This is a genomic window from Paenibacillus graminis (assembly GCF_000758705.1).
Lineage (GTDB): Bacteria > Bacillota > Bacilli > Paenibacillales > Paenibacillaceae > Paenibacillus_AQ > Paenibacillus_AQ graminis.
Genome location: NZ_CP009287.1, coordinates 1 through 22,091 on the forward strand (window position 1 = coordinate 1; position 22,091 = coordinate 22,091).

16 protein-coding genes and 3 rRNA genes are annotated in these 22,091 nt (G+C 49.2%); 17 read left to right on the forward strand and 2 right to left on the reverse strand.

From position 1 onward, the window contains the following. Positions 1–87 precede the first annotated feature (87 nt). The 6 genes from dnaA (at position 88) to gyrB (ending at position 6,412) form a co-directional block, all read left to right on the forward strand. The gene (gene dnaA, locus PGRAT_RS00005; protein ID WP_025706825.1) at positions 88–1,434 is read left to right on the forward strand and encodes a chromosomal replication initiator protein DnaA; all 1,347 of its coding nucleotides are present in this window, start codon (positions 88–90) and stop codon (positions 1,432–1,434) included. A 197-nt stretch (positions 1,435–1,631) separates the two neighbouring features. After that, positions 1,632–2,774 (forward strand): DNA polymerase III subunit beta, encoded by a 1,143-nt coding sequence (gene dnaN / locus PGRAT_RS00010; protein WP_025706826.1) that lies wholly within the window; start codon positions 1,632–1,634, stop codon positions 2,772–2,774. Positions 2,775–2,822: 48 nt separating this feature from the next. Beyond that, complete coding sequence (gene yaaA, locus PGRAT_RS00015) at positions 2,823–3,050, forward strand: S4 domain-containing protein YaaA (protein ID WP_025706827.1); 228 nt, start codon at positions 2,823–2,825, stop codon at positions 3,048–3,050. A gap of 21 nt (positions 3,051–3,071) precedes the next feature. Continuing rightward, a complete protein-coding gene (recF, locus tag PGRAT_RS00020; RefSeq protein WP_025706828.1) occupies positions 3,072–4,190 on the forward strand; it encodes a DNA replication/repair protein RecF in 1,119 nt (372 codons plus the stop codon). A 16-nt stretch (positions 4,191–4,206) separates the two neighbouring features. Beyond that, a complete protein-coding gene (gene remB / locus PGRAT_RS00025) occupies positions 4,207–4,455 on the forward strand; it encodes an extracellular matrix regulator RemB (protein WP_020425573.1) in 249 nt (82 codons plus the stop codon). Between the two features lie 46 nt (positions 4,456–4,501). Next, complete coding sequence (gene gyrB, locus PGRAT_RS00030) at positions 4,502–6,412, forward strand: DNA topoisomerase (ATP-hydrolyzing) subunit B (protein WP_025706829.1); 1,911 nt, start codon at positions 4,502–4,504, stop codon at positions 6,410–6,412. A gap of 69 nt (positions 6,413–6,481) precedes the next feature. On the opposite strand, the gene PGRAT_RS00035 is transcribed toward gyrB, so the two are convergent. Next, positions 6,482–7,369: a YheC/YheD family protein gene (locus PGRAT_RS00035; RefSeq protein ID WP_025706830.1), complete on the reverse strand. Its 888-nt coding sequence runs from the start codon at positions 7,367–7,369 to the stop codon at positions 6,482–6,484. Between the two features lie 337 nt (positions 7,370–7,706). Here PGRAT_RS00035 and gyrA point away from each other — a divergent pair, with 337 nt between their 5' ends. From gyrA to PGRAT_RS00065, 6 genes are all read left to right on the forward strand, one after another. Next, entirely contained in the window at positions 7,707–10,250 is a 2,544-nt protein-coding gene (gene gyrA, locus PGRAT_RS00040; protein WP_025706831.1) for a DNA gyrase subunit A, read from the forward strand. Positions 10,251–10,446: 196 nt separating this feature from the next. Next, positions 10,447–11,547, forward strand: a complete 1,101-nt coding sequence (locus tag PGRAT_RS00045) for an HD-GYP domain-containing protein (RefSeq protein ID WP_025706832.1) — start codon at positions 10,447–10,449, stop codon at positions 11,545–11,547. 434 nt (positions 11,548–11,981) lie between these two features. Next, positions 11,982–13,540 (forward strand): 16S ribosomal RNA (locus PGRAT_RS00050). 248 nt (positions 13,541–13,788) lie between these two features. Next, positions 13,789–16,716: ribosomal RNA gene (locus tag PGRAT_RS00055) — 23S ribosomal RNA — on the forward strand. 77 nt (positions 16,717–16,793) lie between these two features. Beyond that, positions 16,794–16,910: ribosomal RNA gene (gene rrf, locus PGRAT_RS00060) — 5S ribosomal RNA — on the forward strand. Together the 16S, 23S and 5S rRNA genes form the textbook arrangement of a ribosomal RNA operon. 335 nt (positions 16,911–17,245) lie before the next feature. Then, positions 17,246–17,659, forward strand: a complete 414-nt coding sequence (locus tag PGRAT_RS00065; protein ID WP_025706667.1) for a hypothetical protein — start codon at positions 17,246–17,248, stop codon at positions 17,657–17,659. Between the two features lie 78 nt (positions 17,660–17,737). Here PGRAT_RS00065 and PGRAT_RS00070 read toward each other — a convergent pair whose 3' ends face one another. Beyond that, on the reverse strand, positions 17,738–18,262 hold the full coding sequence (locus PGRAT_RS00070; RefSeq protein WP_025706666.1) for a hypothetical protein: 525 nt from the start codon (positions 18,260–18,262) through the stop codon (positions 17,738–17,740). Between the two features lie 209 nt (positions 18,263–18,471). Between PGRAT_RS00070 and PGRAT_RS00075 the strand changes: the two genes are divergently transcribed. From PGRAT_RS00075 to PGRAT_RS00095, 5 genes are all read left to right on the forward strand, one after another. Further along, a complete protein-coding gene (locus PGRAT_RS00075) occupies positions 18,472–18,657 on the forward strand; it encodes a sigma factor G inhibitor Gin (RefSeq protein WP_020427902.1) in 186 nt (61 codons plus the stop codon). 216 nt (positions 18,658–18,873) lie between these two features. Continuing rightward, on the forward strand, positions 18,874–20,508 hold the full coding sequence (locus PGRAT_RS00080; RefSeq protein ID WP_042265802.1) for an aminotransferase class I/II-fold pyridoxal phosphate-dependent enzyme: 1,635 nt from the start codon (positions 18,874–18,876) through the stop codon (positions 20,506–20,508). After that, complete coding sequence (gene tmk, locus PGRAT_RS00085) at positions 20,509–21,150, forward strand: dTMP kinase (RefSeq protein ID WP_025706630.1); 642 nt, start codon at positions 20,509–20,511, stop codon at positions 21,148–21,150. Between the two features lie 120 nt (positions 21,151–21,270). Further along, positions 21,271–21,600, forward strand: coding sequence for a cyclic di-AMP receptor DarA (locus tag PGRAT_RS00090; RefSeq protein ID WP_025706631.1), 330 nt, complete (start codon positions 21,271–21,273; stop codon positions 21,598–21,600). A gap of 42 nt (positions 21,601–21,642) precedes the next feature. Beyond that, a complete protein-coding gene (locus PGRAT_RS00095; protein ID WP_025706632.1) occupies positions 21,643–22,086 on the forward strand; it encodes a YaaR family protein in 444 nt (147 codons plus the stop codon). Positions 22,087–22,091: the final 5 nt, after the last annotated feature.

The following is a 22,091-nucleotide window of genomic DNA, read 5'->3' on the forward strand; positions in this document are numbered from 1 at the left end:
GATAAGATTTCGTAACAACCCATTTTCTTCGACATTTCCACTTCATGGCTGACGCCACATTTGGAAGATTTAAAGGAGTGACAGTCTGTGGACAGCCATACTTCCGAATTATGGCAGCAAATTTTATCGATTATTCAAACCAAATTAAGCAAGCCGAGCTTTGATACCTGGTTTAAGGCAACGAAGGCGCTTACCTTCAGCTCCCAGGCCCTAATCATCTCGGCGCCTACAACCTTTGCTGTAGAATGGCTGGAAAGTCGTTATACCAAATTGGTAGGAGCTACGGTTTATGAAGTGACCGGAGAGCAAGTTGAGGTCAAGTTTGTGATTGAGGAGAATAAGCCGGCCGAACCAGTCGTGCAACAAATGGCTCCTTCCCCAGCGGTATCGCGTGAAGAAGCGCAGACCCATTTGCTCAATCCCAAATACACTTTCGATACGTTCGTCATCGGTTCAGGCAACCGTTTTGCGCATGCGGCTTCACTAGCCGTGGCAGAAGCGCCGGCAAAGGCTTATAACCCTCTGTTTTTATACGGCGGCGTGGGACTAGGTAAAACTCATTTGATGCACGCGATCGGACATTATGTGCTGGAGCACAATCCTAACAATAAGGTAATCTACATTTCGTCCGAGAAGTTTACGAATGAGTTCATCAATTCCATCCGTGACAACCGCGGTGAAAGCTTCCGCAACAAGTACCGCAATGTTGACATATTGCTTATTGACGACATTCAATTCCTCGCCGGCAAGGAGTCAACACAGGAGGAATTTTTCCATACGTTCAACGCTTTGCACGAAGAACGCAAGCAAATTATTATCTCGAGCGACCGTCCCCCAAAGGAAATTCCCACATTGGAAGAACGGCTGCGCTCCCGGTTTGAATGGGGACTCATCACCGATATTCAACCGCCGGATCTGGAGACGCGAATTGCCATTCTTCGCAAGAAAGCCAAAGCAGAGAATCTCGACATTCCGAATGAAGCCATGATGTACATTGCCAATCAGATCGATACGAACATCCGTGAGTTGGAAGGTGCTCTAATTCGGGTGGTTGCCTACTCTTCCCTGACCAACCAGGATGTAACGACCCATCTGGCAGCCGAGGCGCTGAAGGACATTATCCCTTCCAGCCGGCCGAAGATGATTACCATAGGTGATATTCAGCAAAAAGTCGGAGAATATTACAATTTGCGCATGGAAGACTTCAAAGCGCGCAAACGCACCAAGGCTGTAGCTTTTCCCCGGCAAATCGCCATGTATCTCTCCCGCGAGCTAACGGATTATTCGCTGCCCAAGATTGGAGAGGCGTTCGGAGGACGGGACCATACCACCGTTATCCATGCCCATGAGAAGATTACACAGTCACTAAAGGTAGACCAGGAGTTGTACAAAGTGGTAAATAATCTTGCGGAGAAAATTAAAAATCCTTCCTAAGAGGAACAAAGAGCCTATACACAATCTATACACATGTGGGTAGGCTTAATTTTATGCTGTTTTCCGGGTTATCCACATAAACCGGGCCCCTACTACTAATACTATTAAATAACTATAATAATTCATCTTCTAAGAGCCGTGTTTCGAAGTGAATGAACCACCACCGGTTTCCCAATTTTTCCGCTAGGAGTGAAATCATGAAAATAAGCATTCTCAAAAATGAGCTCAATGAATCGATAGGTCATGTATCCAAGGCAATTTCCAGCAGAACTACCATCCCGATTCTTACCGGTATTAAGTTCGAAGTCAGCCATCAGGGAGTTACCCTGACTGCCAGCGATACGGATATCTCCATCCAATCCTTCATTCCTGCAGAAGATGACAGCCATACGATCGTCAAAGTCGAGCAGCCCGGCAGTGTTGTACTTCCAGCCAAGTTTTTCGTGGAGATCATCAAGAAGCTTCCCTCCAAAGAAATTCACATGGAAGTCAAAGAAGGCTTTCAAACCTATATCTCTTCCGGTTCCACCGAGATTCAAATTGTCGGCCTTGATCCGGAGGAATTCCCTGTACTTCCCAGCATTGAAGAGAATGATACGATCTCTCTGCCTGGCGATTTGCTGAAGAATATGATCAAACAAACCGCTTTCTCCATCTCCACCCAGGAGACAACTCCTATTTTGACAGGGATTCTGTGGAATCTTAGCGATAATGAATTCAAATTCACGGCTACTGACCGGCACCGTCTGGCCACAAGAGCTGCGCATCTGGAAGGTACGGAAAGTGTCCAATTTGCCAATGTCGTCATTGCCGGCAAAACGCTGAACGAATTGAGTAAAATCATTCCGGATCAGAATATGCTGGTGGATATTGTCGTTGCCGATAACCAGGTGCTGTTCAAAATTGACAAGGTTTTGTTCTATTCACGGATCCTGGACGGGATTTATCCGGATACTTCTAGGATTATTCCAACCGCCTACAAAACAGAACTAACTTTGGATACAAAAAAACTCAGCGAATCGATTGACCGTGCTTATTTGCTGTCGCGTGAAGAAAAAACGAATATCGTACGCATGCAGACGCTGGAAAACGGTGATGTTGAGATTTCATCCAGCTCGTCAGAGCTTGGGAAGGTCCGGGAAGAGCTGGAGGTTATTGATTTTAAAGGCGAGCCGCTGAAGATCTCCTTCAACTCAAAATATATGCTGGATGTGCTCAAGGTTGTAGAAAGTGAACAGCTCGTCATCGCTTTTACCGGGATGATGAGTCCGATCATTCTGAAGCCGCTGGATGAAAGCCGCAGCCTGTACGTTATTCTCCCATACCGGACAACCAATTAATGCCGCTGTCCATCCACATGTGGATAAGTGGCCGAAAGGATAAAAATCATGAAAAAAATACTTATCCACAGTGAATATATTAAGCTCGACCAGTTTTTGAAGCTCTCCGATTGTGTATCCACAGGCGGGATGGCGAAAGCCTTGCTGCAGGAAGGCTATGTGCAGGTCAACGGGGAAAAGGAAGATCGTCGTGGAAGAAAGCTGTACCCGGGTGATAAAGTAGAGGTTCAGGATAACGGCGTTTTCGAGGTTGAAGGCGGCGGAATAAAAGAATAACACTCGGGGAGGCTCAGCTTCGTGTTTGTCAAAAATATCGGTCTGCAGTATTACCGCAATTACGGACTGCTGCGTCTGGAGAGCCTGGGCGATGTGAACCTGATCCTCGGTCAGAATGCCCAGGGCAAAACCAACCTTATGGAGGCTTTGTTCGTTCTGGCCATGACCAAGAGTCACCGTACCTCCAAGGATAAGGAGCTTATCTCCTTCGATGCTCCGGCAGGCTCTGCGCAAATAGTAGCTGAGGTGGAGCGGAAATACGGTGATCTGAAGCTGGAGCTGACCTTATCCGCCCAGGGCAAAAAAGCCAAAATTAATGGACTGGAGCAGCGCAGGCTTAGCGAGTTCGTCGGTTCTTTAAATGTCGTCATGTTCGCTCCGGAGGATCTGGAGATTGTCAAAGGGACCCCTGGCATAAGACGCCGGTTCCTCGATATGGAGATTGGCCAGGTGCAGCCGAGCTATCTGTTTCATCTGCAGCAATACCAGAAGGTGCTGCTTCAAAGAGGCAATTTGCTCAAACAGTTATGGGGCAAAGAGGCTGCCGGGAAAGAGCTTTTGGAGATATGGGATGCCCAACTTGTAGAACATGGTGTTAAAATCGTCAAAAAAAGGAAAGAATTCATAAAGAAGCTGCAAATATGGGCTGAAAGCATTCATCGCGGCATTACAAACGGCGGAGAAGAGCTGAAACTATTGTATGTTCCTTCTTTTGGTGAGCGTGAGATGGAAGATGAAGCTGTCTTATTAGACAATTTTATGTTAAAGTTATCACAAACGAGAGATCAGGAAATCAGGCGCGGCATGACGCTGACGGGTCCCCATAGGGATGACCTGTCCTTTTTTATCAACGGAAGAGAAGCTCAGGTCTACGGCTCCCAAGGGCAGCAACGCACGGCAGCTTTATCGCTCAAGCTGGCGGAAATCGAGCTGATCCATGAAGAGATCGGAGAGTATCCTGTGCTGCTTCTTGATGATGTTTTGTCCGAACTTGATCCCTACCGTCAGACCCAGCTTATCGAAACCTTTCAAAGCAAGGTGCAGACTTTTATTACCGCCACCGGGATTGAAAGTCTGAGTGCCGATAAATTAAAGGGCGCAAGCCTATATCATGTGCATGACGGCAAAGTGGAGATCTAAAGAGCGGAGGAAGACCATGTATATTCATTTGGGCGGGGAAAAGATTATTCGATCCTCAGAGTTAATCGCTATTTTTGATATCTCGATTGAGAAATCCTCCAAGGTATCGAAGCAGTTTATTGTTCATTCCGAGCAGGACAAAAAACTGGAACGAATCGGTGAAGAGGAAGCGAAGTCCATTGTAGTAACCAAAAATACTGTATATTACTCCCCTATCTCCTCCTCCACTCTCAAAAAAAGAGCCAAAATCTTGTTGGAAATATAACGTTGTGTGAATTACAAGAGATAATCTGAAAGAAGTAGGTGAAGGCATGTCAATGAATCAACCGACATATGATGAGAGCCAGATTCAGGTACTGGAAGGGCTGGAGGCAGTTCGGAAACGTCCCGGCATGTACATCGGTTCTACTAGCGCCAAAGGTCTGCATCATTTGGTCTGGGAGGTTGTCGATAACAGTATCGATGAGGCGCTGGCAGGCTATTGCGACCGGATTCAAGTGAAGATTCATGAGGATAACAGTATTACAGTAATAGATAATGGACGGGGTATCCCTGTCGGCGAGAATGCGAAGCTCAAAAAATCGACGCTCGAAGTCGTCATGACGGTCCTGCATGCTGGGGGGAAATTCGGCGGCGGCGGATATAAAGTATCAGGCGGATTGCACGGTGTAGGGATTTCCGTTGTAAATGCCCTGTCCGAGAAGGTTGTTGTGAACGTCAAGCGTGACGGCCACATCTACCAGCAGGAATATAGACGCGGTGCGCCGCAGTATGATATCAAGATCATTGGTGATACCGATGAGACAGGAACAACAACAACGTTTCATCCGGATCCAGAGATTTTCACCGAAACCACAGTATTTGAATATACGACATTGCTCACACGTATCCGTGAATTGGCCTTTCTTAACAAGGGCATTGAGCTTTCACTGCTCGATGAACGCACTGGTGTATCTAATGTTTTCAAATACGAAGGCGGTATTGTTGAGTATGTAAAGTATCTGAATGAGAAAAAAGAAGCGCTGCATGAGGAACCGATCTACGTAGAAGGTTCCCGCGATATGATTGCGGTGGAAGTTGCTCTGCAGTATAACGATTCCTATACAGAGAACATTTACTCTTTTGCCAATAATATTAATACGCATGAGGGCGGGACCCATGAATCCGGCTTCAAAAGCGCATTAACCCGGATCATCAACGACTATGCCCGTAAAACGGGAGTCATTAAGGACAGCAGCTCCAATCTTACCGGCGATGATGTGCGTGAAGGGTTGACAGCGATTATTTCTGTTAAGATTCCAGAACCGCAATTTGAAGGCCAAACCAAGACCAAGCTGGGCAACAGTGAAGTCCGCGGTATTGTAGAATCTCTATTCGGAGAGAAGCTGCAGGAGTTTTTGGAAGAGAATCCGGCAGTTTCCCGGCGTGTGCTGGAGAAATCCATGCAGGCTTCCCGTGCCCGTGAGGCGGCCCGTAAAGCCCGTGAGCTGACTCGCCGCAAAAGTGCACTTGAGGTAAGCGCCCTGCCGGGGAAACTGGCTGACTGCTCCTCTAAGGATGCCTCCATCAGCGAGCTGTACATCGTCGAAGGGGACTCTGCAGGCGGTTCTGCCAAGCAGGGCCGTGACCGTCATTTCCAGGCTATTCTGCCGCTCCGCGGGAAGATCCTGAACGTTGAAAAAGCGCGGCTTGACCGTATATTGTCCAATGCCGAAATACGGGCGATTATCACCGCTCTGGGAACCGGCATCAGTGATGATTTTGATCTGTCCAAAGCTCGTTACCATAAGGTTGTTATCATGACCGATGCGGATGTCGATGGTGCCCATATCAGAACACTGCTGCTGACCTTCTTTTACCGCTACATGCGGAAGATTATCGAAGCGGGCTATATTTATATCGCCCAACCGCCGCTGTTTAAGATTGAGCGAAATAAGGTCATCCGCTATGCTCAAACCGAAAAGGAACGTGATGAGATTATTGCCAGCTTCGGCGAGAATGTTAAAGTCAACGTTCAACGGTATAAAGGTCTTGGGGAAATGAATGCGGCTCAGCTGTGGGATACAACTATGGACCCTGAGAGCCGCATGATGCTTCAGGTCACCATTGAGGATGCTATTCTCGCAGACGGAATCTTTGATACGCTGATGGGCGACAATGTCGAGCCGCGGCGGGAATTTATTCAGGAGCATGCACAATCCGTGCGTAACCTGGATATTTAATACGGCAGTTTGTTGATAGGAACCTCCGATTTCTCTATTTGTGATAAATAAGAGAGCGGAGGTTCTTTTTTAATGTCTTTTAGCCCGTTTGTATCGACGGACTGAGGTGGGGCGGGCTTTTTTTAATCTACCGTAAGCCCGGGCATAACTGCGGATCTTGCGGTAAATAGACTTATTCTGAAAGCTGCTGAATACAATAATGGATGGAAGCGTATTGACCTCCAGCAGCCATAGATCATGATGCGAATCTATAGCCACATCAAGTCCAATCTCTTTAAGACCCGGATAGGCGGTTTCTAGCTGTGCGGCAATTTTTACGCCCATAAATTTCAACTTCTGAATGGTCGCATTCATTTCATCTGGAATCATATGCGGTTTTAGCAGATTGTGAACGGTATAAATGCTGCCCCCGCTGTGGTAGTTAGTGACAACTTTTTGTGGAGCCGCTACTCTGCCCAGCATCCCCGTAGTTTCCCATGCTCCTGAAAGGTTTTTTTGCGTAAGTACCCGCAGATCGAAAGGACGGTCCTGATGACAGAGCAGATCAATACCCTGCTGGATCAAATACGTACGTCCTTTAATCCGCTGCAGCAAAGCTGCATGCAGCTCCTGCGGCGAGGAGAAGGCCTCTGCATCTTTTGCATAGCGCAGAATATACATTACCTTTTGTTCAATACCTGCATCACTGTCTACGATTCCATGGGTTAAAGCGTAGTCACTGCTCCCGGGTTGACGGTCACTGGGGCTTAAATGAACCGTACGCTGTTCTGCCCTCATTACCCCGCTGCCAAAAGTCCCGCGATCTGGCTTAATATAAACCGTTCCGTAAATCCCAAGCAGTTCTACTAACGCCTCCTGGCTGTATTTTCGCGTTTCAGGAATAAATACAGCCAACTGGCGGTTGGATAAAATGACTTTCGTCTTGGCCCATTTACTGGACACCCGCTGAATCTTCATGACCTGCCTCCTTCAAAGTATTACGAGCAGTAAACTACATTTCATATTCATAGAGTCAGGCATTGGCATTTGAAATTTCAGGACAAGCAACCCAAACAATGTTATAATATAAGGATATGGGGCTATGTCTTTTGGGACAAAATAAGAGTTATAGAGCCTTTCTTCTTGTCTTTACATTCTATGTGCTGAAGGCAATGGCGGAGCGGGCGTATACCCTTATCCCGCTAAAGAAAATCCATTATAGAAGATAAAAGGCTATCATGTTTAATTGTGCTGCTTTTGTGAAAGTAATATAATTAAGGGTAGCGGTTTTTAACTGAAGGAGGTCCAGCAACTCATGGCTGAACAAAATAACCCGCAAGTCAAAGATCGGGACATTGGTGAGGAAATGCGCGAATCCTTTATGGATTACGCGATGAGCATCATTGTGAGCCGGGCTTTGCCGGATGTGCGGGACGGACTTAAGCCTGTCCACCGACGCATTTTGTTTGCGATGTCGGAACTTGGAATGTTTGCCGATAAACCTCATAAGAAATCAGCAAGAATCGTCGGTGAGGTTATCGGTAAGTATCATCCTCACGGAGACTCGGCTGTTTATGAAACGATGGTCCGGATGGCGCAGGATTTCTCGATGCGGTATATGCTCGTCGATGGTCACGGGAACTTTGGCTCTATTGACGGCGACATGGCTGCAGCCATGCGGTATACCGAAGCCCGGCTTTCCAAAATTGCCGGAGAAATGCTACGCGATCTGAATAAAGAGACCGTTGATTTCGCACCCAACTATGATGGTGAAGAGAATGAGCCCGTAGTATTACCTGCCCGTTATCCGAACCTGCTTGTTAACGGGGTATCTGGTATCGCTGTTGGTATGGCTACCAATATTCCTCCTCATAACATGGGAGAGGTTATTGACGGTGTGCAGGCGATGATCAAAAATCCCGACATTACACCCATGGAACTCATGGAATATATTCAAGGCCCGGACTTTCCAACGGCTGGTTACATTTTAGGCCGTGAGGGCATCCGCCAAGCTTACCGTACTGGCCGCGGATCGGTAACTATGCGAGCCAAAGCGGATATCGAAGAAAATAACGGCAAAGCGCGGATTATTGTAAGCGAGCTGCCTTACCAGGTCAACAAAGCCAGATTGGTTGAGAAGATCGCGGAATTAGTGCGTGAGAAACGGATTGAAGGCATTACAGATCTTCGGGATGAATCGGACCGCAATGGTATGCGTGTAGTCGTTGAAATGAGACGTGATGTGAACCCGAGCGTGGTGCTGAATAATCTTTACAAGCATACCTCGATGCAGTCCACATTTGGTATCAACATGCTTGCCATCGTTAATAACGAACCGAAGATTCTTAATCTCCGGGATGTGCTGTACCATTACTTGCAGCATCAGATTGAAGTTATTCGGCGCCGGACGATTTTCGATCTCAAAAAGGCTGAGGCACGGGCACATATTCTGGAAGGATTGCGAATCGCACTGGATCATCTGGATGAAGTTATTGCCTTGATCCGAGCTTCCCGTACAACTGATATTGCTCGGGATGGCTTGATGAGCACCTTCAGTCTCAGCGTAGAGCAGGCACAAGCCATCCTTGATATGCGGATGCAGCGTCTGACCGGCTTGGAACGTGAAAAAATTGAGAACGAATATAATGAGCTGTTGGCCAAGATTGCTGAGTACCGTGAGATTCTGGCTAATGAGCATCTCGTACTGGAGATTATCAGCAATGAGCTCCAGGAGATCCGTGACAGGTATTCGGATGACCGCCGTACAGAAATCACGGTTGGAGAAGAAAGCATCCTGGATGAGGATCTGATTCCGCGTGAAGAGGTTGTCATCACTATTACGCATACCGGATATATTAAGCGTCTGCCGGTCAGCACCTATCGCAGCCAGAAGCGCGGAGGCCGCGGCGTTATGGGGATGGATACCAAAGACCAGGACTTCGTGGAACATCTCTTTGTGAGCAACTCCCACAATTACTTGATGTTCTTTACCGATAAGGGCAAGGTATACCGGATCAAGGCTTATGAGATTCCGGAGCTTGGACGGACTGCGCGGGGGACACCAATCATCAATCTGATCCAGATTGAACAAGGTGAGAAGATTAGTGCTGTAATCCAGGTGGAAGAGGCCGACAGCGACAAATACCTATTCTTTGCGACCCGTGAAGGGATCGTCAAGAAGACACCTCTGGAGGATTACAATAATATCCGCAAAGGTGGATTGATTGCAATCAATCTCCGTGAGGAAGACTCCCTAATCGAAGTTAAGCTGACAGATGGTGAGCAAAACCTGATTATCGGTACTGCACGCGGAATGTCGATTACGTTCTCAGAGAATGATGTCCGTTCTATGGGACGCAGCGCAACCGGCGTTAAAGGTATTACACTTGATGCCAATGACCATGTTATTGGGATGGATTGTGTAGACAAAGAGCTGGAGGTACTGATTGTAACCTCCAAGGGTTATGGCAAACGTACCCCTGCTCTGGACTATCGTTCTCAGACACGTGGCGGTAAAGGGATCAAGACCATCAACCTTACTGACAAGAATGGTCCTGTAGTTGGGCTGAAGGTGGTCAAAAAAGACGAGGACCTCATGATCATTACAACGAGCGGCACCCTGATCCGTACCAGTATGGATGGTATTTCTACCATGGGACGTTATGCTCAAGGGGTTAAGCTGATTAACATCCGTGAAGATGATGCTGTGGCTACGCTCTGCAGAGCCGATAAGAGTGAGGAGGATGAATTCTCCGAGCAAGAGGCTGGCGAGGAAGTTTCAGGCGGAGTTGCTGAGCAGGCTGGGGATGAAATCCAGTCTGAAACAGTCTCTGATGGCGAAGAGGATAATCTGGAGTAAACCTAATATCAAGAGCATGGGTTTCTGTATACAGAAACTCATGCTCTTTTTGCGTACCTGCAGTTGAATTGAAGATATTTTGCAATTAAATTTAAGGAAAATCCCTGCTCCATCTAGTCGCTTGGAGTTATCCATACTATAATTAGGGAGTTATATTACTGGGCACAAGTGTTTCAGAAACAGAGGGGCTGATTGTATGCCAAGCATATCCGTAGGGGAAGTAAAGCCGGGGTCAAAGATTGTTAAAGATGTGGTAACACCTTTGGGAGGCATTTTATTCACCAAGGGGAAAATTATACTGCCGCGGGATATTGAAATCCTGCAGGCTTTTTTGATCCAGCACATAGAGATTGAAGGCGCCCAGGAAGAGAACAAAGCTCCTGAGACAGCCAAGCCAGTCACCAAGCATGCAGCCTCCAAGCCAGGGGCACTAATCAATGAGTCTCAGCTTGCCAAAAGCAATTCTCCGCTTCACGATGAATATGAGAAGATGTTGGCTCTTATTAAGAAAAGCTATGCTTCTGCTGCAGCTGCCCAATTGCCTATACTTGAATTGCGAAGCCAGTTGGAAGCACTGATCAGTCATTTGAAGGACTATCATATTTTGAAGTTTGCACCGCGCGTTCTTTTTGACCAGGATTACAATTATCATAACGCAGTGCTCTCTGCATTGACCTCCTACAAAATCGCCCAGTGGTGCGGGTATCCGCAAAAGGATTGGATGCAGACGGCATTTGCAGGCTTGCTGCATGATATAGGAAACGTTAAGGTGGATGCATCACTGCTGCAGAAGCCGACACCATTGGCTGCCACTGAAATAGAAGAAGTCCGCAGGCACACCACTTACGGGTACCAGCTGCTGCGTAATGTTACAGCTATCAATGAGGGCGTTCGGCTGGCCGCATTGCAGCATCATGAGAAGATCGACGGTTCAGGGTACCCGCTCAAATTGGAAGGCAGCCAGATTCACTTCTATGCCAAGATTGTGGCCGTAGCGGATATATTCCATGCCATGACGCTGGAGAAGGCTTATAGAAAGGCACAGTCGCCATATCTGGTCCTGGAGGAGTTACTAGCTGAGAGCTTCGGAAAGCTGGACCCGGTCATTGTCCAAACATTCATTCAAAAAACAACCGATTTATATAACGGTACAAGAATACGCCTTAGCGATGGCCGCCATGGTGAAATTATATTTACAGACCGCAGCAACCCTACCCGGCCTATGGTCAAGGTTGAAGGTACGATCGTTAATTTAATGCTGGAGCGGGAGTTGTATATTCAGGAGATTATTGCGTAATACTATGTATGATGTAACATATATAGTTCCTTAAAGCTGTTCCTTGCTCTGCTGCTTTGTTTTAAGCGGTGCATGAATAGCTTTTTTCTTTTAAAATAATGCTTGCAATGAATCTCTATACATGGTATATTCTTATTCCGGCCAAGAAAGCTAAACGCCGAGCTCGATAAGAAGTTAAAAAAAGAGCTTGCATTAATCGGCCGAACATGATATATTATAAGAGTTGCTGGTGACGAGATAATCGACACCGACGACGAGCTTGATCTTTGAAAACTGAACAACGAGTGAGTGGGATTTCACGTAAGTGAGATCCAAATTAGAGAATATTTTATTCTCGTCAGATGTTTCAAAATGAGCAATCGCTCTTTTCAATATCTTTTTCGGATGGTTATTTTCTCGGAGTAATTCGGGTGAAGTAACCGCTCGAAAAAACCTATTTGGAGAGTTTGATCCTGGCTCAGGACGAACGCTGGCGGCGTGCCTAATACATGCAAGTCGAGCGGATTTACTGGAGTGCTTGCACTCCAGTAGGTTAGCGGCGGACGGGTGAGTAACACGTAGGCAACCTACCCTCTAGACTGGGATAACTACCGGAAACGGTAGCTAATACCGGATAATTCCCTGACCCCCCTGGGCTAGGGATGAAAGGCGGAGCAATCTGCTGCTAGAGGATGGGCCTGCGGCGCATTAGCTAGTTGGTGGGGTAACGGCCTACCAAGGCGACGATGCGTAGCCGACCTGAGAGGGTGAACGGCCACACTGGGACTGAGACACGGCCCAGACTCCTACGGGAGGCAGCAGTAGGGAATCTTCCGCAATGGGCGAAAGCCTGACGGAGCAACGCCGCGTGAGTGATGAAGGTTTTCGGATCGTAAAGCTCTGTTGCCAGGGAAGAACGTCCGGTAGAGTAACTGCTGCCGGAGTGACGGTACCTGAGAAGAAAGCCCCGGCTAACTACGTGCCAGCAGCCGCGGTAATACGTAGGGGGCAAGCGTTGTCCGGAATTATTGGGCGTAAAGCGCGCGCAGGCGGCTATTTAAGTCTGGTGTTTAAACCTTGGGCTCAACCTGGGGTCGCACTGGAAACTGGGTGGCTTGAGTACAGAAGAGGAAAGTGGAATTCCACGTGTAGCGGTGAAATGCGTAGAGATGTGGAGGAACACCAGTGGCGAAGGCGACTTTCTGGGCTGTAACTGACGCTGAGGCGCGAAAGCGTGGGGAGCAAACAGGATTAGATACCCTGGTAGTCCACGCCGTAAACGATGAGTGCTAGGTGTTAGGGGTTTCGATACCCTTGGTGCCGAAGTTAACACAGTAAGCACTCCGCCTGGGGAGTACGGTCGCAAGACTGAAACTCAAAGGAATTGACGGGGACCCGCACAAGCAGTGGAGTATGTGGTTTAATTCGAAGCAACGCGAAGAACCTTACCAGGTCTTGACATCCAACTAACGAAGCAGAGATGCATTAGGTGCCCTTCGGGGAAAGTTGAGACAGGTGGTGCATGGTTGTCGTCAGCTCGTGTCGTGAGATGTTGGGTTAAGTCCCGCAACGAGCGCAACCCTTGACTTTAGTTGCCAGCAGGTAAGGCTGGGCACTCTAGAGTGACTGCCGGTGACAAACCGGAGGAAGGTGGGGATGACGTCAAATCATCATGCCCCTTATGACCTGGGCTACACACGTACTACAATGGCCGGTACAACGGGAAGCGAAGCCGCGAGGTGGAGCCAATCCCAGCAAAGCCGGTCTCAGTTCGGATTGCAGGCTGCAACTCGCCTGCATGAAGTCGGAATTGCTAGTAATCGCGGATCAGCATGCCGCGGTGAATACGTTCCCGGGTCTTGTACACACCGCCCGTCACACCACGAGAGTTTACAACACCCGAAGTCGGTGGGGTAACCCGCAAGGGGGCCAGCCGCCGAAGGTGGGGTAGATGATTGGGGTGAAGTCGTAACAAGGTAGCCGTATCGGAAGGTGCGGCTGGATCACCTCCTTTCTATGGAGAATCGTTTCCTGCAACGGAAACATTCAAATCGGAAGCTCAGCTTCCAAATCTCAGGTTTAGGCCTGTTGCTCACTCGTTGCTCAGTTTTGAGAGTCCAAACTCTCAAGCAAGACCTTGATCCTTGAAAACTGGATACCGAAACGAAAATGCGTTTTAGAACATCTTTTAGCTGAAACTTGTGTAAGCAAGTTGAAATAGTTATTAGTTGATACAGCGATTTTCCCTGCGGGAAAACGCATGGTTAAGCTAATAAGAGCACACGGAGGATGCCTAGGCGCCAGGAGCCGACGAAGGACGTGGCGAACAACGAAACTGCCTCGGGGAGCTGTAAGCAAGCTTTGATCCGGGGGTGTCCGAATGGGGAAACCCAGCTGTGGTAATTCGCAGTTACTCATACCTGAATACATAGGGTATGCAGAGGCAGACCAGGGGAACTGAAACATCTAAGTACCCTGAGGAAGAGAAAACAATAGTGATTCCGTCAGTAGCGGCGAGCGAACGCGGAACAGCCTAAACCAAGGGGCTTGCCCCTTGGGGTTGTGGGACGTCTCACATGGAGTTACAAAGGAACCGGGTAGGCGAAGAGGTCTGGAAAGGCCCGCGATAGAGGTAAAAGCCCTGTAACCTAAACCCTGTTCCCTCCGAGACGGATCCCGAGTAGTGCGGGGCACGTGAAACCCCGTATGAATCCGGCAGGACCATCTGCTAAGGCTAAATACTACCTGGCGACCGATAGTGAAACAGTACCGTGAGGGAAAGGTGAAAAGCACCCCGGAAGGGGAGTGAAATAGAACCTGAAACCGTGTGCTTACAAAAAGTCAGAGCCCAATTTAGGGGTGATGGCGTGCCTTTTGTAGAATGAACCGGCGAGTTACGTTTAACATGCAAGGTTAAGGTGAGAAGCCGGAGCCGCAGCGAAAGCGAGTCTGAATAGGGCGACTAAGTATGTGGACGTAGACCCGAAACCGTGTGATCTACCCCTGTCCAGGGTGAAGGTGCGGTAACACGCACTGGAGGCCCGAACCCACGTATGTTGAAAAATGCGGGGATGAGGTGGGGGTAGCGGAGAAATTCCAATCGAACTCGGAGATAGCTGGTTCTCCCCGAAATAGCTTTAGGGCTAGCCTCGGTGAATGGAGTCGTGGAGGTAGAGCACTGATTGGGTGCGGGGCCCGCAAGGGTTACCAAGCTCAGTCAAACTCCGAATGCCATGGACTTCTTGCCGGGAGTCAGACAGTGAGTGCTAAGATCCATTGTCAAAAGGGAAACAGCCCAGACCATCAGCTAAGGTCCCCAAGTGTGTGTTAAGTGGGAAAGGATGTGGAGTTGCACAGACAACCAGGATGTTGGCTTAGAAGCAGCCACCATTGAAAGAGTGCGTAATAGCTCACTGGTCGAGTGACTCTGCGCCGAAAATGTAACGGGGCTAAACACACCACCGAAGCTATGGCTAGATACGTATGTATCTGGGGTAGGGGAGCGTTGTATGTAGATTGAAGGTGTACCGTAAGGAGCGCTGGACCGCATACAAGTGAGAATGCCGGTATGAGTAACGAAAAGATCAGTGAGAATCTGATCCGCCGAAAGCCCAAGGTTTCCTGAGGAAGGCTCGTCCGCTCAGGGTAAGTCGGGACCTAAGGCGAGGCCGACAGGCGTAGTCGAAGGACAACAGTTTGAAATTACTGTACCACCGTAATCCGCTATGAGCGATGGGGTGACGCAGGAGGGTAGTGACGCGGACTGATGGATGTCCGTCTAAGCAGTGAGGCTGGTGTGCAGGCAAATCCGCACATCATAAGGCTGGGCTGTGATGGGGAGCGAAAATTATAGTAGCGAAGGTCATGATCTCACACTGCCAAGAAAAGCCTCTAGCCAGGAGAAGGTGCCCGTACCGCAAACCGACACAGGTAGGCGAGAAGAGAATTCTAAGGCGCGCGGAAGAACTCTCGTTAAGGAACTCGGCAAAATGACCCCGTAACTTCGGGAGAAGGGGTGCCTCGGTAGGGTGAATAGCCCGAGGGGGCCGCAGTGAAAAGGCCCAAGCGACTGTTTAGCAAAAACACAGGTCTGTGCGAAGCCGCAAGGCGAAGTATACGGGCTGACGCCTGCCCGGTGCTGGAAGGTTAAGGGGAGCGGTTAGGGGCAACCCGAAGCTGTGAACCGAAGCCCCAGTAAACGGCGGCCGTAACTATAACGGTCCTAAGGTAGCGAAATTCCTTGTCAGGTAAATTCTGACCCGCACGAATGGCGTAACGACTTGGGCGCTGTCTCAACGAGAGATCCGGTGAAATTTTAATACCTGTGAAGATGCAGGTTACCCGCGACAAGACGGAAAGACCCCATGGAGCTTTACTGCAGCTTGATATTGAATTTGGGTACGATCTGTACAGGATAGGTGGGAGCCGTAGAAGCCGGAGCGCAAGCTTCGGTGGAGGCGCCGTTGGGATACCACCCTGATCGTATCTAGGTTCTAACCTGGTACCCTAAGCGGGTACGGGGACCGTGTCAGGCGGGCAGTTTGACTGGGGCGGTCGCCTCCTAAAGAGTAACGGAGGCGTTCAAAGGTTCCCTCAGAATGGTTGGAAATCATTCGAAGAGTGCAAAGGCAGAAGGGAGCTTGACTGCGAGACCAACAAGTCGAGCAGGGACGAAAGTCGGACTTAGTGATCCGGTGGTACCGCATGGAAGGGCCATCGCTCAACGGATAAAAGCTACCCTGGGGATAACAGGCTTATCTCCCCCAAGAGTCCACATCGACGGGGAGGTTTGGCACCTCGATGTCGGCTCATCGCATCCTGGGGCTGAAGTAGGTCCCAAGGGTTGGGCTGTTCGCCCATTAAAGCGGTACGCGAGCTGGGTTCAGAACGTCGTGAGACAGTTCGGTCCCTATCTGTCGTGGGCGCAGGAAATTTGAGAGGAGCTGTCCTTAGTACGAGAGGACCGGGATGGACGTACCGCTGGTGCACCAGTTGTTCCGCCAGGAGCATGGCTGGGTAGCTACGTACGGACGGGATAAGCGCTGAAAGCATCTAAGCGTGAAGCCCCCCTCAAGATGAGATTTCCCAAGTCAGTAAGACCCCTTGAAGACGACGAGGTAGATAGGTTGGAGGTGGAAGTGCAGCAATGCATGGAGCTGACCAATACTAATCGGTCGAGGGCTTATCCAAAAAAGTAAAACGCAGATTCGTTTCGGATTCAGTTTTCAGGAATCAAATTCCTGAAGCATTTACGCTGTAAATGCCCGTTTGGTGGCGATAGCGGAGGGGTTCCACGCGTACCCATCCCGAACACGACCGTTAAGCCCTCCAGCGCCGATGGTACTTGGACCGAAGGGTCCTGGGAGAGTAGGACGCCGCCAAGCACATGAAGCCATTGTTGAGCAATCGACAATGGCTTTTTTGTTGTTTAGGCAACTATGGGTTCCTCTTGATGGGATGAGGTGTTGATGGAATAAGCAAGGCACTGATAGCCGCTTCATCTGTGATTGTAATTTAAGCAAAGAAGAATAGAAAGAATAAATAGTAAAACGCTTTCAATCGAGTGACATTTTTGTTACCGACGGTCTTTGTGTCTCAAGTATAATAGTAAAGTGCAAATATTAAGCACATCCTTAATACGAATGAACTACCGATAAATTCTAATTTTGAATTTTTTTGTGTCTTTAGATGCACGGTAGAGGTAAGGAGGATTTAAGGTATGAAGCGAACCCGACCTTTGTGGATTTTACTTATTGTTTGTATAGTTGGTGTAATGCTGGCTGGTTGTGGAACAAAGGAGCCTGCCTGGGATTCTTTTGAGGGTGCTCTTAATGAAAAAAGCTTTCCGGTACCTAAGGATGCTAATTCTACAGAACACACAACTACTAATGTTGCTATGGACTATGTCCGATATTCTATGCCTGAGCTAAAAGAAAAGGATGGCGTACCGGAGCCTTACTTAGAGGCTATTGAAGACTGGGGATGGGAAGAGCAGAAGGATGAAGATTCGACAAATTCCCGGGTTTTTCAGAAGGATGGACTTATTGTACACTTAACTGTGCATAACGGTTACTTTATAGTTATGATTCCCAAGGAAAAGAAGGCCTCAATCAAAGGGCTGAAAACTAAATAAAAAAACGCCATCCTGGAGCTGGATGGCGTTTTTTGCTGTAATGAGCCAGGTCTATACCCTATGTATATGCGCAAATTGTTATTGTGCGTAGTAAGAGGCATCCGTGGGTGTGAATTTTAACATACCGTCCTTTTCTTCGCGTTTCAGTCGGAACAGTGTATATAATCGGGGCAGAAGCACCCAGAGATGGCAAACCGCCATAGAAACAGTAAATGCGGGAGGGGCCCAGACGATAAAGAGCGCAGTAATGGAAAGGCCGATCCAAAGGTTATGGAGTTGTATTTTACGGAAAATACCGTAGTTGATGTATTGATCGGGCATATATCCGAGCCAAGGAAGGCGATATGACATTTTCCAGCGTTTAGCAATAGGATGGCCGGAAATCAGAAGAACCGAACGTGAAATCACATATTGGATCCACAGAATGACGGGGGCAGCGATGATCATATATAGGATGCTCCACCAAGAGAGAAAAATGGTTTCAACCACAACACAAGATACGGGAATTGCCATATAGACACGCAGCCAGGCAGTGGTGGTATTGATTTTTTTGATTAATTTGTATTGGTAGAATGTAGCTGAGCCTTTGTTGTTTACATCCATAAGAAAGCCCTGACCTCCTCACAAGTCTTTATGTTACTAATATCGGCGGATGAAGGCGTTTTGTTAAACCTACCGGAGGCGGAAACACCGTTTGGGCCAGTGCTGAATATATATATTTTGGTTGTGGAGGATAGGAAAAATCTATGAAAAGGTTTAAAATGATAGAAAGTGTATCATACTGTTCTTAAAAGAGTCAAGGTGGGATGGTAATGGAACAGCAAACCGAGCAAGCCTGCATCATCTGCGGGCAGATGAAAGAAGAAGGAATTGTGATTGTCTCGCATTTCATTTGTGAGGATTGTGAAGCTGAGATGGTGCGTACGGAGGCTGAAGACGCCAAATACCGCTTTTTTGTGGGCCGGATGAAAAAGATCGATCTGCAGAAAAATGCTTGAATGAAGTGCGTGGCAGGCTTAAATGAAATGTGCAGAATCGGTTTGATAGACTGAATTAGTATCGGATGGATTAGAACAAACCAATATAACGGCTTCACCTGCGCTTGTGGGCGGGAGGAGCTGTTTTGTTATGTAGTTAAGCTTTTTGGCGGAAATATAGGCGTATGGGCATAATTGCGTTAAAATAGAAGATAACCCCCAGGGAAGGAAGAAAAGATGGATAGAATTCTGCCTGGAAGGGCACCCGTATATGAAATGCTGGAACAATATAGAGTTAAGGGGAATATCTCTTATCACGTGCCCGGACATAAGAACGGCGAAGCCTACCGTGGTTCAGAAACAGCCGGTTTCTTAAGTGAGGTAATGAGATACGATGTGACGGAGATTACCGGTACGGACGATCTTCATCATCCGGAAGGGGTCATCCGGGAAGCGCAGGAGCTTGCGGCGGATTGTTTTGGGGCAGAGGAGAGCTTTTTTCTCGTTGGGGGCAGCACGGCCGGAAATTTGGCGCTGATCCTTACGGTATGCCCGGAGGCGGGGATGACACTTATCCTTCAGCGGAATGTGCATAAGTCCGTTATCCATGGATTGATGCTGGCAGGGGCACGGGCTGTTTTTATAGAGCCGCAGATTGATCCGCTAAGTGGTCTGGCAGTCGCTCCGGCGGCAGAGGCGGTTCAGGCTGCGCTTGCAGCCTACCCTGAGGCCGCCGCTGTTCTGGTGACCATGCCGAATTACTATGGCATGGGAAGCGATCTTGCGCCCCTCGCACGGGTCTGCCACACCAGCGGCGTACCGCTGCTGGTGGATGAAGCGCACGGGGCGCATTATGGACAGCACCCCGCGCTGCCTGCGGGGGCGCTGATGTGCGGCGCGGACGGCGTTGTACAGTCCACGCACAAGATGCTGCCGGCGCTGACGATGGGCGCCATGCTGCATGTACAAGGGCCATGGCTCGACCGCGCGCTGCTCCGGCAGCGGCTTGCCATGGTGCAGAGCTCCAGCCCATCCTACCCCGTGATGGCTTCGCTCGATTTGGCCCGGCGGCTGGTGCACAGCCAGGGCGCCGGTGCCTTCACGGCGGGGCTAGCCGCCGTGGATGTTCTGCGGCGCGGCCTGGCCACGCTGCCGCGCTACGGGCTGCTGCAGCCGGCAGCGCCGCTGCAGGGAGCCAGCGGCGGCGCTGGCTCAGCCGCCGCCACAAGTACGCCGCCGCAGGGCATGGCGGCGTACAGCACCCAGGACCCCTTCAAGGCGGTCATCTATGACGCTACGGGGGTCCTGGGAGGCTTCGAGCTGCAGCGCAGGCTCGAAGAGAAGGGCATGGTGCCGGAGATGAGTGACGACCGGCACGTGGTGCTAGCCTTCAGCCTGGGGTCGAAGGCTGATGACACGCAGCGGCTGCTGGCTGCGCTGCGGGAGATCGCCGAAGAGACGTCAGGCGGATTGGCGAACCTGCCCGGAGGTACAGCCAAACAGAAATCCTCAACGGAATATCTGCACACTGAACCGGGAGAAGATCAGGTTCAAGCTTCCGTCAAATATTCCACGTGGAACAATTTAATGGATGATTTCATTTCAAGACCTGTGTTATTTTCAATGAAGCCGGTGAATCCAGTGGAAACCGAAAGAATCCGGCTTGAATATAGTGCAGGTAGAACGGCCGCCGAAATGGTCATACCTTATCCACCGGGAATTCCGCTTGTATATCCAGGGGAGTGGATAAGCGAAGACATCTGCAGCCGGCTGGTTAGCCTCAGGCAGGGCGGAGCCAAGTTTCAAGCTTGTGCAGATCCAGCCTTACAGCATATTCAGGTCTACAACATTAAGAAGGGCGGAGACGTATAAGTGGCACGCGAAGGTTTCTTTATTACTCTGGAGGGAGGCGACGGCTCCGGAAAAACAACAGTACTCGGTAGAGTGGCTGCCTATCTGCAGAATCATTCCATGCCCTATCTGATTACCCGTGAACCTGGGGGTATCGAAATTGCTGAGAAAATCCGCTCTATTATTCTGGACCCGGCCCACACGGCAATGGATGCGAGGACGGAAGCACTGCTGTATGCGGCATCCCGGAGCCAGCATTTGGCAGAAGTAGTCGAGCCTGCGCTCAAGGAAGGGCTTACTGTGTTATGTGACCGCTTTGTTGACAGCAGCCTGGTTTATCAGGGCTATGCCAGAGGACTCGGAATTGAGGAAGTTAGAAGCATCAACCAGTTCGCCACCGGCGGCCGTATGCCGGACTTGACCTTTTATCTCGATGTGGACCCGGAAGTGGGGCTCTCGCGGATTGCAGCCAACCAGGACCGGGAGGTTAACCGGCTGGATTTGGAGAGCATGGCCTTCCACCAGAAGGTCAGGGAGGGTTACCGGCAGGTCGTTGAATCTGATCCGCAGCGGATCGTGGTGCTAGATGCCAACCGTCCGATTCATATGGTGGAGCAGGACATTATCCAAACGCTGAAAGACCGGATATTAAAGGATTTTTAAGGCGCTTTGTCTAATATAACTTAAGTGTACAATAAAATTATGTGTATGCTGTCGGAGCAAGTTCTATAAGAACTGAATTCAGGAAGCTAAGCTCACAAACTTTTAGGAGGGATAGCGAAGATGAATCTGATCATTGCAATTATCCAGGACAAAGACAGTAACCGGTTGTCGAGTGAACTAGTCAAAGCAAACTTCCGTGCAACGAAGCTGGCCAGTACCGGCGGGTTTCTGCGGGCAGGCAATACTACATTTATGATTGGTGTTGATGACTCGCAGGTGGAAGGTGTATTAACTGTTATCCGCAACAGTTGCAAGGTCCGTGAGCAGCTAGTCACTCCTGTCACACCCATGAGCGGTACAACGGATTCTTATTTGCCGCTTCCCGTAGAGGTTCAGGTTGGCGGAGCCACAGTATTCGTGCTTCCTGTCGATCGATTTGAGCATTATTGAGTATAATATAGAGCGATACCCCATAAAGGGCGGTGGAAACCTTTGAAAATTAATCCCGGCTACAGGCCCTTAAAAAGTGAGCTGCCGACAGCTGAAGGAACGGGAAGGCCCGTTCAGCAAAAAACCTTTACTGATATTTTCCAGCAGCAGGGCGAGCAGAAGACGATGGATGAACTTAACCAGAAGATCAAGGACATTCAGCAGCAAGGTGATCGATTGGCCAAATCCATGACAGTCCGTGAGCTGGCTATTTACCGCAATATGATCAAGAAGTTTCTGGAGGAAACTGCACGTCGCGGTGTTACTCTGAAGGAAACCAAGGGCTGGGACCGGCGTGGACGCGGCAAACGCTATAAGCTGCTGGAAGAAATTGATGCAGCGCTGCTCAATTTGGCTGATGATCTGCTGGAAAGCGAGCAGGGCCGTATTGATCTGCTGGGGCGTGTAGGAGAAATCCGCGGTCTGCTGATTAACCTTTCTTTTTAAAAGAC

What these genes read in the sequence shown, in the direction of transcription:
- PGRAT_RS00065 (WP_025706667.1), top strand. Translation starts at nt 17,246, where the DNA reads ATGAAGCGAACCCGACCTTTGTGGATTTTACTTATTGTTTGTATAGTT.
- PGRAT_RS00070 (WP_025706666.1), bottom strand. Translation starts at nt 18,262, where the DNA reads ATGGATGTAAACAACAAAGGCTCAGCTACATTCTACCAATACAAATTA.
- PGRAT_RS00035 (WP_025706830.1), bottom strand. Translation starts at nt 7,369, where the DNA reads ATGAAGATTCAGCGGGTGTCCAGTAAATGGGCCAAGACGAAAGTCATT.
- gyrB (WP_025706829.1), top strand. Translation starts at nt 4,502, where the DNA reads ATGTCAATGAATCAACCGACATATGATGAGAGCCAGATTCAGGTACTG.
- remB (WP_020425573.1), top strand. Translation starts at nt 4,207, where the DNA reads ATGTATATTCATTTGGGCGGGGAAAAGATTATTCGATCCTCAGAGTTA.
- PGRAT_RS00080 (WP_042265802.1), top strand. Translation starts at nt 18,874, where the DNA reads ATGGATAGAATTCTGCCTGGAAGGGCACCCGTATATGAAATGCTGGAA.
- yaaA (WP_025706827.1), top strand. Translation starts at nt 2,823, where the DNA reads ATGAAAAAAATACTTATCCACAGTGAATATATTAAGCTCGACCAGTTT.
- gyrA (WP_025706831.1), top strand. Translation starts at nt 7,707, where the DNA reads ATGGCTGAACAAAATAACCCGCAAGTCAAAGATCGGGACATTGGTGAG.
- PGRAT_RS00045 (WP_025706832.1), top strand. Translation starts at nt 10,447, where the DNA reads ATGCCAAGCATATCCGTAGGGGAAGTAAAGCCGGGGTCAAAGATTGTT.
- dnaN (WP_025706826.1), top strand. Translation starts at nt 1,632, where the DNA reads ATGAAAATAAGCATTCTCAAAAATGAGCTCAATGAATCGATAGGTCAT.
- PGRAT_RS00075 (WP_020427902.1), top strand. Translation starts at nt 18,472, where the DNA reads ATGGAACAGCAAACCGAGCAAGCCTGCATCATCTGCGGGCAGATGAAA.
- PGRAT_RS00090 (WP_025706631.1), top strand. Translation starts at nt 21,271, where the DNA reads ATGAATCTGATCATTGCAATTATCCAGGACAAAGACAGTAACCGGTTG.